This window comes from Streptomyces sp. NBC_01723 (genome assembly GCF_036246005.1).
In the GTDB taxonomy this organism is placed as follows: domain Bacteria; phylum Actinomycetota; class Actinomycetes; order Streptomycetales; family Streptomycetaceae; genus Streptomyces.
In genome coordinates this window covers 3,102,760-3,119,074 of record NZ_CP109171.1, presented here as the reverse complement: position 1 = coordinate 3,119,074, position 16,315 = coordinate 3,102,760, and the positions used below count along the sequence as shown (strand labels likewise).

11 protein-coding genes are annotated in these 16,315 nt (G+C 72.1%); 4 read left to right on the top strand and 7 right to left on the bottom strand.

Going from position 1 to position 16,315, the window contains the following annotated elements:
• Positions 1-351: 351 nt before the first annotated feature.
• Together OIE75_RS14450 and OIE75_RS14445 are read left to right on the top strand one after the other, a co-directional pair.
• Complete coding sequence (locus tag OIE75_RS14450) at positions 352-5,298, top strand: NAD-glutamate dehydrogenase (RefSeq protein WP_329471135.1); 4,947 nt, start codon at positions 352-354, stop codon at positions 5,296-5,298.
• A 113-nt stretch (positions 5,299-5,411) separates the two neighbouring features.
• Positions 5,412-6,884, top strand: a complete 1,473-nt coding sequence (locus OIE75_RS14445; protein WP_329471134.1) for a hypothetical protein — start codon at positions 5,412-5,414, stop codon at positions 6,882-6,884.
• A 176-nt stretch (positions 6,885-7,060) separates the two neighbouring features.
• On the opposite strand, the gene OIE75_RS14440 is transcribed toward OIE75_RS14445, so the two are convergent.
• The 4 genes from OIE75_RS14440 to OIE75_RS14425 form a co-directional block, all read right to left on the bottom strand.
• On the bottom strand, positions 7,061-8,803 hold the full coding sequence (locus tag OIE75_RS14440) for a glycosyltransferase family 2 protein (RefSeq protein ID WP_329471133.1): 1,743 nt from the start codon (positions 8,801-8,803) through the stop codon (positions 7,061-7,063).
• On the bottom strand, positions 8,800-11,016 hold the full coding sequence (locus OIE75_RS14435) for a CDP-glycerol glycerophosphotransferase family protein (protein WP_329471132.1): 2,217 nt from the start codon (positions 11,014-11,016) through the stop codon (positions 8,800-8,802). Before OIE75_RS14435 ends, OIE75_RS14440 begins: the two co-directional genes overlap by 4 nt.
• Before the next feature lie 124 nt (positions 11,017-11,140).
• Positions 11,141-11,992 (bottom strand): ABC transporter ATP-binding protein, encoded by an 852-nt coding sequence (locus OIE75_RS14430; protein WP_307012604.1) that lies wholly within the window; start codon positions 11,990-11,992, stop codon positions 11,141-11,143.
• The gene (locus tag OIE75_RS14425) at positions 11,985-12,911 is read right to left on the bottom strand and encodes an ABC transporter permease (protein WP_307012601.1); all 927 of its coding nucleotides are present in this window, start codon (positions 12,909-12,911) and stop codon (positions 11,985-11,987) included. The genes OIE75_RS14430 and OIE75_RS14425 overlap by 8 nt, the downstream gene beginning before the upstream one ends.
• 165 nt (positions 12,912-13,076) lie before the next feature.
• Between OIE75_RS14425 and OIE75_RS14420 the strand changes: the two genes are divergently transcribed.
• The gene (locus OIE75_RS14420) at positions 13,077-13,709 is read left to right on the top strand and encodes a TetR/AcrR family transcriptional regulator (RefSeq protein WP_307012600.1); all 633 of its coding nucleotides are present in this window, start codon (positions 13,077-13,079) and stop codon (positions 13,707-13,709) included.
• 52 nt (positions 13,710-13,761) lie between these two features.
• Complete coding sequence (locus tag OIE75_RS14415) at positions 13,762-14,145, top strand: nuclear transport factor 2 family protein (protein WP_307012598.1); 384 nt, start codon at positions 13,762-13,764, stop codon at positions 14,143-14,145.
• A gap of 10 nt (positions 14,146-14,155) precedes the next feature.
• Here OIE75_RS14415 and OIE75_RS14410 read toward each other — a convergent pair whose 3' ends face one another.
• From OIE75_RS14410 to OIE75_RS14400, 3 genes are all read right to left on the bottom strand, one after another.
• Positions 14,156-14,680, bottom strand: a complete 525-nt coding sequence (locus tag OIE75_RS14410; protein ID WP_329471131.1) for a hypothetical protein — start codon at positions 14,678-14,680, stop codon at positions 14,156-14,158.
• A 21-nt stretch (positions 14,681-14,701) separates the two neighbouring features.
• Positions 14,702-15,682, bottom strand: a complete 981-nt coding sequence (gene galE, locus OIE75_RS14405; protein ID WP_329471130.1) for a UDP-glucose 4-epimerase GalE — start codon at positions 15,680-15,682, stop codon at positions 14,702-14,704.
• A 92-nt stretch (positions 15,683-15,774) separates the two neighbouring features.
• Positions 15,775-16,245, bottom strand: coding sequence for a MarR family winged helix-turn-helix transcriptional regulator (locus tag OIE75_RS14400; RefSeq protein ID WP_307012592.1), 471 nt, complete (start codon positions 16,243-16,245; stop codon positions 15,775-15,777).
• Between the last annotated feature and the right edge of the window lie 70 nt (positions 16,246-16,315).

The window sequence follows — 16,315 nt, the reverse complement described above, 5'->3', positions numbered from 1 at the left end:
AGCCTGGTGGCGTGATCAGCGCGATAGTTCGCGGGGGCACAGGTGCCCCTGCCCCGCGCCCGGTACGCACGGACCACATCCGTGTCCGGGCGGCGGTCGCTGGTCCTCGCGAGCGGGACGGGGCGCCGCAGGCTCCCCGCACGGCGCCGCGCACACCCCGGACGGTGACGGCGAGAGCGATGTCACACCCGGTCGGTGCGGCGACATTGGCCGATATGCCCCCGCTCCTCTCATCTTGCGGCATAGCGTCGGAGCAGACCGGACACCCCGCGTCTCGACGTCGTGCCGGAAGGCAGGAGACCGTACTTCCTTCTACGTCACGCAACGGCGCGCGACAGGAGCCAGAGGACAATGCAGACCAAGCTGGACGAAGCCAAGGCCGAGCTGCTCGAAAGGGCTGCGCGGGTAGCTGAGAACAGCCCGGTCGGGGGGCACCTACCGACTGGGACGACGGACAAGGGGACCCCGGGCATCCCGGCCCCGGACCACGCATCCGTGTTCGCGTTCCTCCGGCGTTACTACCGGCACACCGCTCCGGAGGACCTGGCCGACCGCGACCCGGTCGACGTCTTCGGCGGCGCCGTCTCGCACTACCGGCTGGCCGAGAACCGCCCGCAGGGCACGGCGAACGTGCGGGTGCACACCCCGACGGTCGAGGAGAACGGCTGGACGTGCAGCCACTCCGTCGTCGAGGTGGTCACCGACGACATGCCCTTCCTCGTCGACTCCGTGACCAACGAGCTGACCCGTCAGGGCCGCGGCATCCACGTCGTCGTCCACCCGCAGATCGTGGTGCGCCGCGATGTCGCCGGCAAGCTCGTGGAGGTGCTCGACGGCCGGCCCACCGCCGACCTCCCGCACGACGCGCACGTCGAGTCCTGGATCCACGTCGAGTTCGACCGCGAGACCGACCGCGGCGACCTCAAGCAGATCACCGCCGACCTGCTGCGCGTCCTCAACGACGTCCGCGAGACCGTCGAGGACTGGGGCAAGATGCGGGACGCGGCCGTCCGCATCGCGGAGGAGCTGCCCGCCGAGCACACCCCCGGCGACCTGCCCCCGCGCGAGGTGGAGGAGGCCCGCGAGCTGCTGCGCTGGCTGGCCGACGACCACTTCACCTTCCTCGGGTACCGCGAGTACGAGCTGCGCGAGGACGACTCCCTCGGCGCCGTCGCCGGTACCGGCCTGGGCATCCTGCGCTCCGACCCGCACCACGAGACCGACGAGAGCCACCCCGTCAGCCCCTCGTTCGAGCGGCTCCCGGCCGACGCCCGGGCCAAGGCGCGCGAGCACCGGCTGCTGGTGCTGACCAAGGCGAACAGCCGGGCCACCGTGCACCGGCCCTCGTACCTGGACTACGTCGGCGTCAAGAAGTTCGACGCGAACGGTGACGTCGTCGGTGAGCGGCGCTTCCTCGGTCTGTTCTCCTCCGCCGCGTACACCGAGTCCGTCCGCCGGGTGCCGGTCGTGCGGCGCAAGGTGGAGGAGGTGCTGGAGCGCGCCGGGTTCTCACCCAACAGCCACGACGGCCGGGACCTGCTCCAGATCCTGGAGACGTACCCGCGCGACGAGATGTTCCAGATGCCCGTCGAGGAGCTGGAGCCGATCGTCACCTCGGTGCTCTACCTCCAGGAGCGCCGCCGCCTGCGGCTCTACCTGCGCCAGGACGAATACGGCCGTTACTACTCGGCGCTCGTCTACCTCCCGCGCGACCGCTACACCACCGGCGTCCGGCTGCGGATCATCGACATCCTCAAGGAGGAGCTGGGCGGCACCAGCGTCGACTTCACCGCCTGGAACACCGAGTCGATCCTGTCCCGGCTGCACTTCGTGGTCCGGGTCCCGCAGGGCACCGAGCTGCCGCAGCTCTCCGACGCCGACAAGGAGCGCATCGAGGCCCGCCTGGTCGAGGCCGCCCGGTCCTGGGCCGACGGATTCGGCGAGGCGCTGACCGCCGAGGTCGGCGAGGAGCGCGCCGCCGAGCTGCTGCGGCACTACGGGGGTGCCTTCCCCGAGGGCTACAAGGCCGACCACGGCCCGCGTTCCGCGGTCGCCGACCTCGGCCACCTGGAGCGCCTCGACGAGCAGAACACCTTCGCGCTGAGCCTCTACGAGCCGGTCGGCGCCGGCCCGGAGGAACGGCGTTTCAAGATCTACCAGAAGGGCGGCACGGTCTCCCTGTCCGCCGTCCTTCCGGTGCTCAGCCGGCTCGGCGTCGAGGTGACCGACGAGCGGCCCTACGAGCTGCGCTGCGCCGACCGCACGACGGCCTGGATCTACGACTTCGGCCTGCGGATGCCGAAGTCGGTGGCCGGCGGCGCCGACTACCTCGGCGACGACGCCCGCGAGCGCTTCCAGGACGCCTTCGCCGCCACCTGGAACGCCCAGGCGGAGAACGACGGCTTCAACGCCCTCGTGCTCAGCGCCGGACTGACCTGGCGCCAGGCCATGGTGCTGCGGGCGTACGCCAAGTACCTGCGGCAGGCGGGCTCCACGTTCAGCCAGGACTACATGGAGGACACCCTCCGCAACAACGTCCACACCACGCGGCTGCTCATCTCCCTTTTCGAGGCGCGGATGGCCCCCGAGCGCCAGCGCGCCGGGCGGGAGATCGTCGACGCCCTGCTCGAAGAGGTCGACGCGGCCCTCGACCAGGTGGCGAGCCTCGACGAGGACCGGATCCTGCGGTCCTTCCTCACCGTGATCAAGGCGACGCTGCGGACCAACTTCTTCCAGGAGGCGGCGGGCGGCAAGCCGCACGACTACGTCTCCATGAAGTTCGACCCGCAGGCCATCCCCGACCTGCCCGCGCCGCGCCCGGCGTTCGAGATCTGGGTGTACTCGCCGCGCGTCGAGGGTGTGCACCTGCGGTTCGGCAAGGTCGCGCGTGGCGGTCTGCGCTGGTCGGACCGCCGGGAGGACTTCCGCACCGAGATCCTCGGCCTGGTCAAGGCGCAGATGGTGAAGAACACCGTCATCGTGCCGGTCGGCGCCAAGGGCGGCTTCGTCGCCAAGCAGCTGCCCGACCCGGCCGTCGACCGCGACGCCTGGATGGCCGAGGGCATCGCCAGCTACAAGACCTTCATCTCGGCGCTCCTCGACATCACCGACAACATGGTGGCCGGCGAGGTCGTGCACCCCGCGGACGTCGTCCGGCACGACGAGGACGACACCTACCTCGTCGTCGCCGCCGACAAGGGCACCGCGAAGTTCTCGGACATCGCCAACGAGGTCGCCGAGTCCTACAACTTCTGGCTCGGCGACGCCTTCGCCTCCGGCGGCTCCGCGGGCTACGACCACAAGGGCATGGGCATCACCGCCCGCGGCGCCTGGGAGTCCGTCAAGCGGCACTTCCTGGAGCTGGGCGTGGACACCCAGACCCAGGACTTCACGGTCGTCGGCATCGGTGACATGTCCGGCGACGTGTTCGGCAACGGCATGCTGCTCAGCGAGCACATCCGCCTGGTCGCGGCCTTCGACCACCGGCACATCTTCATCGACCCGAACCCGGACGCGGCCACCTCGTACGCCGAGCGCCGCCGCCTGTTCGACCTGCCGCGCTCGTCGTGGGAGGACTACGACACCGCGCTGCTCTCGGCCGGCGGCGGCATCTTCCCGCGCACCGCCAAGTCGATCCCGGTCAACGCGCACCTGCGCGAGGCCCTCGGCATCGAGGCCCGCGTCACCAAGATGACCCCGGCCGACCTGATGAAGGCGATCCTCTCGGCCCCGGTGGACCTGCTGTGGAACGGCGGCATCGGCACCTACGTCAAGGCCTCCACGGAGTCCAACGCGGACGTCGGCGACAAGGCCAACGACGCCATCCGCGTCGACGGCGGCGACCTGCGCGCCCAGGTCGTCGGCGAGGGCGGCAACCTGGGCCTGACCCAGCTGGGCCGGATCGAGTTCGCCCGCACCGGCGGCAAGATCAACACCGACGCCATCGACAACAGCGCGGGCGTGGACACCTCCGACCACGAGGTGAACATCAAGATCCTGCTCACCGGCCTGGTCAAGGACGGTGACATGACGGTCAAGCAGCGCAACAAGCTGCTCGCCCAGATGACCGACGAGGTCGGCACGCTGGTCCTGCGCAACAACTACGCGCAGAACACGGCGATCGCCAACGCGCTCGCCCAGTCCAACGACATGCTCCACGCCCAGCAGCGCTTCATGCGCCACCTGGTCCGGGACGGGCGTCTCGACCGGGCGCTGGAGTTCCTGCCCACCGACCGCCAGATCCGCGAGCGCCTCCAGAGCGGCCAGGGCCTGACCGGCCCGGAGACGGCCGTGCTGCTGGCGTACACGAAGATCACGGTCGCCGAGGAGCTGCTGCACACCTCGCTGCCCGACGACCCGTACCTCAAGGGCCTGCTGCACGCCTACTTCCCGACGGCGCTGCGCGAGCAGTTCCTCGAGCGGATCGACAGCCACCCGCTGCGCCGGGAGATCACGACGACCGTCCTGGTCAACGACACGGTCAACACGGGCGGTACGACGTACCTGCACCGGATGCGCGAGGAGACCGGCGCGTCGCTGGAGGAGATCGTGCGGGCGCAGACCGCGGCCCGGGCGATCTTCCGCTCCGCCCCGGTGTGGGACGCGGTGGAGGCCCTGGACACCAAGGTCGACGCCGCGGTGCAGACCCGGATCCGGCTGCACTCGCGCCGCCTGGTCGAGCGCGGCACCCGCTGGCTGCTCAACAACCGGCCGCAGCCGCTGGAGCTGGCCGAGACGGTGGAGTTCTTCGCCGAGCGCGTCGAGCAGGTCTGGTCGCAGCTGCCGAAGCTGCTGCGCGGCGCCGACGCGGAGTGGTACCAGCGCATCTTCGACGAGCTGACCGACGCCGGCGTCCCGGACGAGGCGGCCACCCGGGTGGCCGGGTTCTCCTCGGCCTTCCCGACGCTGGACATCGTGTCGGTGGCCGACCGCATGGGCAAGGAGCCGCTGGAGGTCGCCGATGTGTACTACGACCTCGCCGACCGGCTGGGTGTCACCCAGCTGATGGACCGGATCAGCGATCTGCCCCGCACCGACCGCTGGCAGTCCATGGCCCGCGCGGCGATCCGCGAGGACCTGTACGCGGCCCACGCCTCGCTCACCGCCGACGTCCTGGCGGCGGGCAACGGCACGTCCACGCCGGAGCAGCGGTTCAAGGCGTGGGAGCAGAAGAACGCGGCGATCCTCGGCCGGGCGCGGACCACGCTGGAGGAGATCCAGGGTTCGGACGCGTTCGACCTGTCCAACCTCTCGGTGGCGATGCGGACGATGCGGACGCTACTGCGTACGCACGCGTGACGGCGTAGCCGCCCGAACAGGGCTTGGCGGGCGCCCCGGGTCTTGATGGCTCGGGGCGCCTTTATGCCTGGTTCATGTCCTATTCAGGCGCCTTGTGCGGATAAAGTGATCGCGTGACCGGGCGTTCCGCATTGACGCGCACCGCGCTGCCGCGAGCGGGGGCGGCCCTCGTCCTCCTGCTGCTGGTCCTGGTGGTGGTCCGGCTGCCCTGGATCGGTGACCTGGGCATGCACGCCGCCACTCTCGAACGCCTGCGGCACGACCTCCTCCACCCCGGCAACCCGCTGGTCGACGCGGACACGCCGAGCCCGTACTACACGCCGTGGACGGTGCCGCTGGGCTGGGTGGCCGGGGTGAGCGGGTTCTCCGTCTTCACCGTGCTGCGGATCGGGGCGGTGGTGGCCCTCGCGGTGCTGGTCACGGGGGTGTGGCGGTACGCCCGCACGCTGAGTGCGCGCCCGGTGGTGCCCCCGCTGGCGCTGCTGTGCCTGGTGCTGCTGTGGGGGACGACCGAGTTCAGCTGGAGCGGCTTCCTCGGGCTGCACTCCCTCGCGTTGACGGTGGCGTACCCGAGTGTGTTCGCCCTCGGGCTGGCGTTTCACCTGTGGGCGTGGCTCGCACGGGCGGACGGGTGGGGGAGCTGGCTGGGGTGCGGGGTGCTGTGGGCCGTGATCCTGCTGGTCCATCAGTACTCCGGGATCGTCGCGTCGTTGGGCGCGCTAGCCGTCGTGGTCGGGACGCGGCATGCCGGGCGACGGGTGTGGGCGCGGGTGGCGGGGGCGCTGGCGCTGGGGGTGGTCGTGCTGGGGGTCTGGCCGTACTACGACTTCTTCGCGCTCTTCGGCGCCGGGGACGGGATGGACGAGGTGCACCGGTCGCTGTACCGGGACCTGTGGGCGCGGTACTGGCTGGTGCTGGTGGGGGTGGCCGCGCTGGTGGTGCGGTGGCGGCGGGACCGGCGGGACGTGCTGGTGCTGTTCTTCGCGCTGGGGCTGGTGGTGGTCGTGGCGGGCGGGGTGACCGGGCACTGGTCGTGGGGGCGGGTGCTGCCCGCGGCGGTGATTCCGGCGCAGCTCGCGGTGGCGGTGGAGGTGGGGGAGTCCGGGCGGCGGGCGGTGCGGTGGGTGTGGGCGGGGGTGTTGGGGGTGGCGCTGGTGGTGGGGGTCTGGGGGCAGGTGGGGGTGCTGGGGTACGCGGTCGGGCCAGGGGCGTTGCCGGGGGTGGTGGCGGAGAAGTACCGGGAGCCGTGGGAGGGGTTCGGCTGGATCACGCGGTGGGTGGGGTACGGGGACGTGGTCATGGCGAGGGAGTTTCCGTCCCGGCGGATTCCGGCGACCGGGGCGTACACGGTGGCGCCGGGGTACACCGACTTCTTCCTCGATGACGAGGGGGAGCGGGTGGGGGCGGTGCGGAGGTATTTCTCGGAGGGGGTGGAGGGGGTGTCGGGGAGTGTGCGGAGGGGGATCGAGCGGGAGTACGGCGTGCGGTGGGTTGTTGACAGGGGGGTCGGGGTTCGGGGCGATGAGGGGTTGCGGGTGGTTCGGCGGGGGCCGGATGGGTGGGTGTTGTACGCGGTGGTGCAGTGACGGTGAGTGGGTGTGGGTGCGGGCGTGAGCTGACCGGGTGACCGGTGACCGGCGTGCGGGCTGGGCGGGGGTGGGTGTCGCGGCCCGGCGTGGCGGGGTGCCGCTGCGCCCACCCGTGCCGCCCCAGCGGCACTGCCCGCACCTGAGCGCGGTACGACTGCCCGCCGGCTCGGGGGTCAGTGGAGGATGTTTGCCGCGAGGCGGGCCGCTCGGCGGGTTCGGGGGGTGGAGAGGTGGCGGGCGGCCGGGTGGAGGATGGTCGCCGTGGTGCCCACCGGCTGCCAGTGGACCTGGAGGCGGCCCGGGTTGTGGCCCTCCGGTCCCACCGTGACCCGGTGGGGGGTGGTGCCGGCGTGGTACGGGACGCGGGCGGTGAGGGCCGGGAAGTGCAGCGGGGCCAGGAGGATGCCGGTGTGGACGCGGCCCTCGTGGCGCAGCCGGAGTACGGGGTGGCGCAGCCCCTCGAAGCCGTGCAGGGGGAGGCGGGCCGCCGCGAGGTCGAGGCGGACGCGGCCCTCGAAGACGCCGGGGCGGACCGGGGAGAGGCGGAAGGGGACCGTCAGGCGCCGGTGGCCCGGTGAGAGGTGCAGGGTGGCACGCTGCGGGCCGACCGGGAGGCGCAGCGCGGGGTCGTAGGTGCGGACCGTGAGGTCGATCGACGCACCGGGGCCGCGCGCGAGGTCCGTGATCTCGTGCCGGAGCAGGGCGGTGAAGAACGGGCGGGTGTCCAGCTCCAGGTCCGTCAGGTCCAGCTCGTGGCGGGCCTCGGCCGACCCCGGGACCTCCTCGCCCCAGTAGGTCCGGCCGCTCTCCTCGTCCGGCGTCACCCGGCGCGGGGCGACGGCGTGACCGAGGCCCCGCGCCGCCACGCGTACGTCGGACAGGCGCCGGTCGCGGAGCAGTCGCAGGACCACCCGTTCGGCGCGGGGCAGGCGCGCGTAGGCGCCCTCGGCGAGCGTGTCGAGGTAGGGCGTCACGAGGTCGGCGAAGGACGCGAGCCAGGCGTCGTCCCGGTACGGGAGGTCGCCGGCGTACATGCGGAAGTCGTGCTTGAGGAACTTGAAATCCTTGTCCTCGCGCAGTGACTCGTGGCCGCTCCCGGTCAGGAACGCGTCGATGAGGCGCTGGACGTGGACGCGGTCGCGGACGTTGCTGAGCAGGTGCCGCTGGTTGGAGATGGAGGCCGTCTCGGAGGCGGCGTACGGGGCGACGTACCAGCGGTAGACCGGTTCGGGGACGACGGTGAACGTCCTGGCCAGGCAGTACGCCTGCGCCGAGAAGAGCTGGTCCTCGTAGTGGATGCCCTCGGGGAAGCGCAGGCCGTGCCGGTCGAGGAAGGCGCGGGCGTACATCTTGCTGGTCGACAGGTGTTCGAAGAGCAGCCGCGGATCGGCCTCGATGCCGTCCAGGGTGCGGCGTTCGGCGACCAGGTGCGGCATCCAGGTGGTGCGGCGTCCGCCGTCCACGCGTATCCGGTGTACCGCGCCCATCGCGAAGTCGAGGTCACGTTCGAGGTGGGCGGCGAGCAGGGTCTCGACGGCGCGCTCGGGGAGTTCGTCGTCGCTGTCCAGGAACATCAGGTACGGCGCCCGCGCGATCTCCAGGGCGCGGTTGCGCGGCACGCTGCACCCGCCGCTGTTCTCCGGCAGGCGCAGGTACACGACGCGCGGGTCGCGGGCCGCCAGCGCGCGGGCCACCTCGGGGGTCGCGTCGGTCGAGTGGTCGTCGCTGATGACGACCTCGATGTTCGCGTGGGTCTGGCGCAGCACGGACGCGACCGCGCGCGGGAGGCGCTCGGCGTCGTTGTAGACGATGACCGTGACGGTGACGTCCGGGGCCTCCGCGGACGAGGGCGCGGACGGCAGGCCCGCGGCCGGGGCGGTGGCGGGACTCGTGGCGGCTCTGGTGGCGGCTCTCATGACGCGTTGGCCTCCTCGGGGCTCGGCGCCGGGGTGCGCTCCTCGATCGGCAGGACCGGGGGCAGCGTGCGTTCGTCCTGGCCGAGGAAGACCCGGCGGACGACGCGTTCGGCGGCGCGGCCGTCGTCGTACTCGCAGAACCGGCGCCGGAAGGCGGTCCGTGCCTTGGCCGCGCGCTCGTCGTGCCAGGCGTCGGTGGTGAGGATCTCCGTCAGTTCGGCCTGGCCGCGGGCGACCGGGCCGGGTGCCTCGGCCATCAGGTCGAAGTAGACGCCGCGGGTGGTGCGGTACGTCTCCCAGTCGTCGGCGTGGATGACGATCGGGCGGTCCAGGTTGGCGTAGTCGAACATGATCGACGAGTAGTCCGTGACCAGCGCGTCGGCGGCCAGGCACAGTTCCTCGACGGGTTCGTAGGAGGAGACGTCGATGAGGCGGCCGGTGCGGCGCAGGCCGGCCAGCGGGGCGGACGGGGTGGACGCGCCCTCGTAGAAGTAGTGGGCGCGGACCAGCAGGACCGTTTCCTCGCCGAGGTCGGCCGCCAGTGCCGCGAGGTCGAGGCGCGGGGTCCAGCCCGCCTCGTAGTCGCGGTGGGTGGGCGCGTAGAGGATCGCCCTGCGGCCGGGCGGGATGCCCAGGCGCTCGCGGACCGCGCGGACCTCGGCGGCGCCGGCCGTGTAGTAGACGTCGTTGCGCGGATAGCCGTGGTCGAGGGAGACGTGGCGGGACGGGTAGGCCCGTTGCCACATGCGGGTCGTGTGGCCGTTGGCGGAGACGCTGTAGTCCCACCGGTCGACGCGCTCCAGCAGCGCCGGGAAGTCCAGGCCCCGGGCGGCGGCGGGGTACGGCATCTGGTCCAGGCCCATGCGCTTGAGCGGGGTGCCGTGGTGGGTCTGGAGGTGGACGGTGCCGGGGCGTTTGACCACCGAGTCCGGGAAGTTGACGTTGTTGACGAGGTACTTGGCGCGGGCCAGCACCTCCCAGTAGCGGCGGGTGCCGGGGACGACGTGGTCGGTGCCGGGCGGCAGCAGCGCCGCGTTCGCCGCCGTGACCACCCACACCGGGTGGACGTTCGGGGCGAGTTCGGCCAGCTCGGCGGCTATCGCGGCCGGGTTGCAGGCCACGCCGCGGGCCCAGTAGGCCGAGAAGACGGCGAGGTGCGGGTCGATCGGGCGGGCCAGTGCCCTGCGGTACTGGAGGGAGCGCACCCGGTCGCCGGCCAGGCGCCCGCCGGTGCGCACCGCCGACCGCACCCTGCGGCGCGTGTGGTTGGCGGCCTGGAGGGCGCGGTACTTCGTGTACGCGCCGTCGATCAGCAGCGACCGGCGTACGCCTTCGAGCCCGGACGGGCTCCGGTGGCCGTCGGGGCGCAGGCGCCGGGCGGCCGACGACGCCCGGCGGAAGAACTCCCGCGCCACGTCGTCCGGCATTCCGGCGCGGGCGAAGGTGCGCAGGCAGTCGCGGACCATCAGGTCGTACAGGGTGCCGCGGACGGCCGGGCGGTCGGCGGCGAGGCCGAGCAGCGTCTCGTAGCGGTCGACCAGGGCGTACCGCTGCTCCGGCGTGACCGGTGGGAGGCTCTCGGCGCGCAGCCGGCGGTCCTCGAACGCCGGCTGGGGCAGGCAGGCGACGCGGTCGGCGAGCAGCAGGGCGACGAGGGCGGCGAACGGCTCGTCGTCGGTGGTGAGGAGGCGCTCGTGCGCCCGCCAGAAGCCGGCGCGCACGGCGCGGTTTCCGAGCAGCGGGGTCAGCCCGAGCAGCGCCGCGCGGTCGTCCAGGGCGAGGTCGGCGTGTCCGGCGCGGGCGAGGCGGGGGCCGTCGGGGGAGGGCAGACCGGAGGCCCGCCAGGTGCTGCGGACGTGGTCGAACAGCAGGACGTCCACCGTGTCGGGGAGGTCCGCGGCGTGCTGGGCGACGGTGCGCGGTGCGCCGGGGGGCAGCCCGTCCTTGGCGTGGACGAAGTGCAGCCACCGGCCCTGCGCCCGCGCCGCCCCCGCCGCGCGGGCCGCGGAGTCGCGGGCGCCGTCGGGGAGGGGGAGCACGGTGAACGCGGGGGTGTGGCCCTCGGCCGTCTCCCTGGCCCAGTCCCCGACGGCGGCGACGATCACTTCGACGCCGGTGAGGGGGTGGGCGGCCAGGGAGTCGAGGAGTGCGGGCAGGTGGTCCTGGACGTTGGGGCCGTGGACGACGACGCTGAGGTCGGGGGTCTCGGGCATCGCTGGGGCTCCTTAGCCTCGGTCGCTCCCTGCGCACTCCTTGGGGTCGCGTCTATTCGGACATGGTGGCATCAAACAGGCAAAAGGGTTAATCGAGAGTACGCCTCACGGGGGAAGGGCGCCGTCAGGCGGGGACCTTCGTCTTGGGCGCTGCCTTGGGTGCGGCCTTCGGCTTCGCCGCCTTGTCCGGGCCGCCGGTGAACTTCTCGTACTCCTTCAGGACCTCCTCCGTGGGCCCGTCCATCCGCAGCTCGCCGCGCTCCAGCCACAGCACCCGGTCGCAGGTGTCGCGGATGGACTTGTTGCTGTGGCTGACCAGGAAGACCGTGCCGGCGTGCTTGCGCAGCTCCCGGATGCGCTCCTCGGAACGCTTCTGGAAGGAGCGGTCGCCGGTGGCCAGGGCCTCGTCGACCAGCAGGACGTCGTGGTCCTTGGCCGCGGCGATGGAGAAGCGCAGGCGGGCGGACATCCCGGAGGAGTACGTGCGCATCGGCAGGGTGATGAAGTCGCCCTTGTCGTTGATCCCGGAGAAGTCGACGATGTCCTGGTAGCGCTCCTTGATCTGCGCGCGGGACATGCCCATCGCCAGGCCGCCGAGGTACACGTTGCGCTCGCCGGTGAGGTCGTTCATCAGGGCGGCGTTCACGCCGAGCAGCGAGGGCTGGCCGTCGGTGTAGATGCGGCCGTTCTCCACCGGGAGCAGCCCGGCGACCGCCTTGAGCAGCGTCGACTTGCCGGAGCCGTTGGTGCCGATCAGGCCGATCGCCTCGCCCCGGTACGCCACGAAGGACACCTTCTTCACCGCGTGCACCCGGCGCACGCCCGAGGCCTTCTCGCTCTTCTTGCGGCGCAGGATGCGGTTGAGGGCGGCGGTCGCGGAGCCGCGGCCCGCCCCGGTGCCGTTGACCCGGTAGACGATGTCGACGCCGTCGACGACGACGGTGGGAACGCGCTCGGCAGGGGTGTTGTCAGCCACGACCGTAGGTCTCCTCGGCCTTCCAGAAGTAGATGAAGCCGCCGATCCCGGCGACCAGGGCCCAGCCCAGGGCCATCGCCCACACGTGGTTCGGCAGCATGTCCCCGCCGAAGCTGTCGATCAGGGCGAACCGCATCAGGTCGATGTAGACGACGGCCGGGTTGACCTGGAGCAGCGGGCCGACCCAGGACGGCAGGTCGCTGTCGGGGCCGGTCATGTGGTGGATGCTGAACATGACGCCCGAGGCGTACATCCAGGTGCGCAGCAGGAAGGGCATCAGCTGGGCCATGTCCGGGATCTTGGAGCCCACCCGGGCCATGACCAGCGCCACGCCCGCGTTGAACACGAACTGGAGCACCAGCGCCGGGATCGCCAGCAGCCAGGAGGGGCCGGGCGGGACGCCGAACGCGAGCAGGATCACCACGAGGGCGCCCATCGAGAACATCAGCTGCTGGAGCTGCTGGAGGCAGAAGGAGACCGGCAGCGCGGCCCGCGGGAAGTGCAGGGCGCGGACGAGGCCGAGGTTGCCGGATATGGCCCGGGTGCCCGCCATGATCGAACTCTGGGTGAAGGTCCACACGAACACGCCGGTGACCAGGAACGGGACGAAGTCCTCCACCCCGCGGCTGGTGTTCATCAGCATGCCGAAGATGAAGTAGTACACCGCCGCGTTGAGCAGCGGCGTCATCACCTGCCAGACCTGGCCCAGCTTGGCCTGGCTGTACTGGGCGGTGAGCTTGGCGGTGGAGAAGGCGCCGATGAAGTGCCGGCGGGCCCACAGCTGGCGGACGTACTCGGGCAGGGAGGGACGGGCGCCGCTGACCGTCAGACCGTGCCGGGCGGCGAGGGCCCCGAGGTCGTGGTCGGCGGGGGCGGGCGGGGCCGCTGTCGGGGGCGGTGTGTCGAGGACCTGGCTCACTCCGCGCTGCTTTCGCTCGGGGGGTGGAAGCGATTCCCGTCGTTCACCCGGGTGTCGGGAGGCGTTCATTCACGTCGGGACGGGACCGTATCGTCGTAACGGGAGCGTACGGCGTGCTGACGTCGGAACGCAACCGTTTCGTCGCTACGCCCTATGCTGTCCCGCATGACGACCGACGCCGCCGACGAGCCCCAGCCGCGCCCGCGCCGCCGCCGGGCCCCCGCCGGGGCGGCCGTGCTCCGCGAGGACGTGACGGAGGCGATCCGGGCGGCGGTCTTCGAGGAGCTCGCGGCGGTCGGCTACGCGCGGATGTCCATCGAGGGGATCGCGCGCCGCGCGGGGGTGGGCAAGACCGCCGTCTACCGGCGCTGGCGCTCCAAGCTGCACCTGGTGCTCGACGTCGTCTCGGCGCTGGCCGTGCAGGGCCTGCCCGCGCCCGACACGGGTTCGCTGGAGGGTGACCTGCGGCTCCTGTACGAGGTGACGTCCCGTGCCCTGCGCCACCCGGTGGCCTCGCAGATCATCCCCGACCTCCAGGCGGAGGCGGCCCGCAATCCCGAGATCGCCGAGGTGCTGCGGAAGACCCTGCGGGAGGGTCAGGACGGCGTCGCCAGCAAGATCCTCGCGGCGGCGACGGAACGCGGTGAGCTGGCCGCCGGTCTCGACACCGACCTGGCCCTCGACCTGATCTCGGGCCCGCTGTACTGGCGCTCGGTGGTCATCCGCAGCCCGAAGCTGCCGAAGGGCCACCTGGCCGCGCTGGCCCGGGCCACGGCGGCGGGGCTGCGGGCGCTCTGAGGCGGGGTCGCGGCATCACCGCACTGTCAGTGGTGCTTGCGAGGATGCGGGTATGGAACCTATGGCGGTCGTGCAGGAGTTCTGGGCGCGCATGCAGGCCCGTGACTGGGTGGGTCTCGGCGCCCTGCTGGCCGACGACCTGGTAGTGGAGTGGCCGGTCAGCGCCGAGCGCATCGTGGGCCGCGCGGACTTCGTGGCCGTCAACGCGGAGTACCCGGAGGGCTGGTCCATCCACGTCATGCGCGTCGTGGCGGACGGGGGCGGCGAGACCGTCGTCTCCGAGGTGGAGGTCCCGCACGACACGATGGGCGTCCACCGGGTCGTGTCGCTCTGGACGGTCCGCGACGGCCGGATCACCGGCGGCCGGGAGTACTGGACGGAGCTGGGCTCGGACCCGTCCCCCCAGTGGCGGGCGGAATTCGTCCAGCCCCTGTGACCCGCCGCATTCACCAGGCGGCGGCCCGGAGCACCTCGGCCGCGACGTCCGGCACCGTCCGGCCGTCCGTAGCCACCCTGACCGTCCCGGCGGGAGCCTCGTCGGACAGCCGCCGGGCCATACGCAGGCTCCGCTCGATGTGGACGCCGAGCTGCGAACCGGTCTCCCGCAGGGCGAGCCGCCGCCGCACGGTGGCTTCGCCGGCGGTCAGCAGCACGTGGGTCACCCGCACCTCGCCCCCGCCCATGGCCCGCCCGATCATCGGCGCCTCGAGGATGCTCACGGTGTTGGTGTAGATCAGCCGGCGCTGTCCGAGCGCCGCGTAGTTCGCCCACACCGCCGCGATGTTCCGCTCCGTGACCGCCGTGCGGTGCGGGTCCCCTTCGGGGGCGGGATGGATCTGGTCCATGCCGTCCCCCTCGATCAGACAGTGCGCGGTCGCGGCCTCTCGCAGCAGCGCGGACATCTCCCACCCGACGGTGCTCTTGCCGACGCCGGAGCCACCGCCGATGAGCAGCAGGTCGTACGCGGTCATGACTGGCCCCCCGTGCGTCTCCTAGTCCCGCGCCGCCTCCGGATGCAGCCGTACCCAGCCCGACCACGCCGACGTGATCATTTCCTCGACGTCGTACTTGGCCTTCCAGTCCAGTTCGACGGCGGCGCGGTCGGCCGAGGCGACGACGCGGGCCGGGTCGCCGGGGCGGCGGGGGGTGACCGTCGGAGGGTGGTCGTAGCCGGTGAGGGCGTTGATGTGGTCGATCATCTCGCGGACGGAGACGCCCTCGCCCCGGCCGATGTTGAGGGTGAGGGTGCGGCCCGGCGAGGACTGGAGGGCGCGGGCCGCGGCGACGTGGGCCTCGGCCAGGTCGACGACGTGGATGTAGTCGCGGACGCAGGTGCCGTCCGGCGTCGCGTAGTCGTCGCCGAAGACGCGCGGGGCGGCGCCCTCGGTCAGCTTCTCGAAGACCATCGGGACGAGGTTGTAGACACCGGTGTCGGCCAGCTCGGGGCTCGCCGCGCCCGCGACGTTGAAGTAGCGGAGGGAGGCGGTGGCCAGGCCCGTCGCCTTGCCGGTGGCGCGGACCAGCCACTCGCCGGCCAGCTTGGTCTCGCCGTACGGCGACATGGGCGCGCACGGCGTCTCCTCCGTCACCAGGTCGACGTCCGGCATGCCGTACACGGCGGCGGAGGAGGAGAAGACGAAGGACGGGACCTCGGCCGCCGTGACCGCGTCCAGCAGGACGCGCAGGCCCTCGACGTTCTCCCGGTAGTAGTGCAGCGGCAGGTCCACCGACTCGCCGACCTGCTTCTTCGCGGCCAGGTGCACGACGCCGGTGACGGAGTGGTCGGCGAGGGCGCGGGCGATCCGTTCGCCGTCCAGGACCGAGCCCACCACCAGCGGGACGCCGTCGGGCACGCGGTCGGCGATGCCGGTGGACAGGTCGTCGTACACCACCGCCTTCTCGCCCGCCTCGGTCATCGCCCGTACGACGTGCGCCCCGATGTATCCGGCGCCGCCGGTGATCAGCCAGGTCATGTGCGGCCGTCCCCTTCGTGAGTGGTCCTGGGTGGACAGTGGTCCTGTGTGGACATGATCCGTCATCGGGGACCCGCGGGCGCCCGCACCCCTCAGGACGGCGCCGGGGCCGGATCGGTGCCGTACGCGTCCAGGGCGGAGGTGAGCCGGTCGAGACGGTCGCGCAGGTCCTGGACCTCGGTCACGTCCAGCCCCGTCGCCGCGGCGATCCGGCGCGGCACCTCGGCGGCCCGCTCGCGCAGCGCGACGCCCTCCCCGGTCAGCCGCACCTCCACCGACCGCTCGTCGCGCGCGCTGCGCTCCCGCCGGACCAGACCGGCCGCCTCCAGCCGCTTGAGCAGCGGCGAGAGCGTGCCGGAGTCGAGGCGGAGGTGCTCGCCGAGCCTCTTCACGGGGAGTTCGCCGTGCTCCCACAGCACCAGCAGCACCAGGTACTGCGGGTAGGTGAGGCCCAGGTCCTTGAGGACCACGCGGTAGACGCCACCGAAGGCGCGGGACGCGGCGTTCAGGGAGAAGCAGATCTGCTGGTCCAGGCGGAGCCAGTCGGTCGCGGGCGTGGTCATGCCCCCCAGAGTAGCCGACCGGACGTCATTAAGTTGCGCGCAATTTAGTTGCGCGCATTCAAGTTGCGTG

Excerpts from the sequence above, each read along its gene's own strand:
- OIE75_RS14450 (WP_329471135.1), top strand. The coding sequence starts at position 352 with ATGCAGACCAAGCTGGACGAAGCCAAGGCCGAGCTGCTCGAAAGGGCT.
- OIE75_RS14440 (WP_329471133.1), bottom strand. The coding sequence starts at position 8,803 with ATGAGAGCCGCCACCAGAGCCGCCACGAGTCCCGCCACCGCCCCGGCC.
- OIE75_RS14435 (WP_329471132.1), bottom strand. The coding sequence starts at position 11,016 with ATGCCCGAGACCCCCGACCTCAGCGTCGTCGTCCACGGCCCCAACGTC.
- OIE75_RS14420 (WP_307012600.1), top strand. The coding sequence starts at position 13,077 with ATGACGACCGACGCCGCCGACGAGCCCCAGCCGCGCCCGCGCCGCCGC.
- OIE75_RS14415 (WP_307012598.1), top strand. The coding sequence starts at position 13,762 with ATGGAACCTATGGCGGTCGTGCAGGAGTTCTGGGCGCGCATGCAGGCC.
- OIE75_RS14410 (WP_329471131.1), bottom strand. The coding sequence starts at position 14,680 with ATGACCGCGTACGACCTGCTGCTCATCGGCGGTGGCTCCGGCGTCGGC.
- galE (WP_329471130.1), bottom strand. The coding sequence starts at position 15,682 with ATGACCTGGCTGATCACCGGCGGCGCCGGATACATCGGGGCGCACGTC.
- OIE75_RS14400 (WP_307012592.1), bottom strand. The coding sequence starts at position 16,245 with ATGACCACGCCCGCGACCGACTGGCTCCGCCTGGACCAGCAGATCTGC.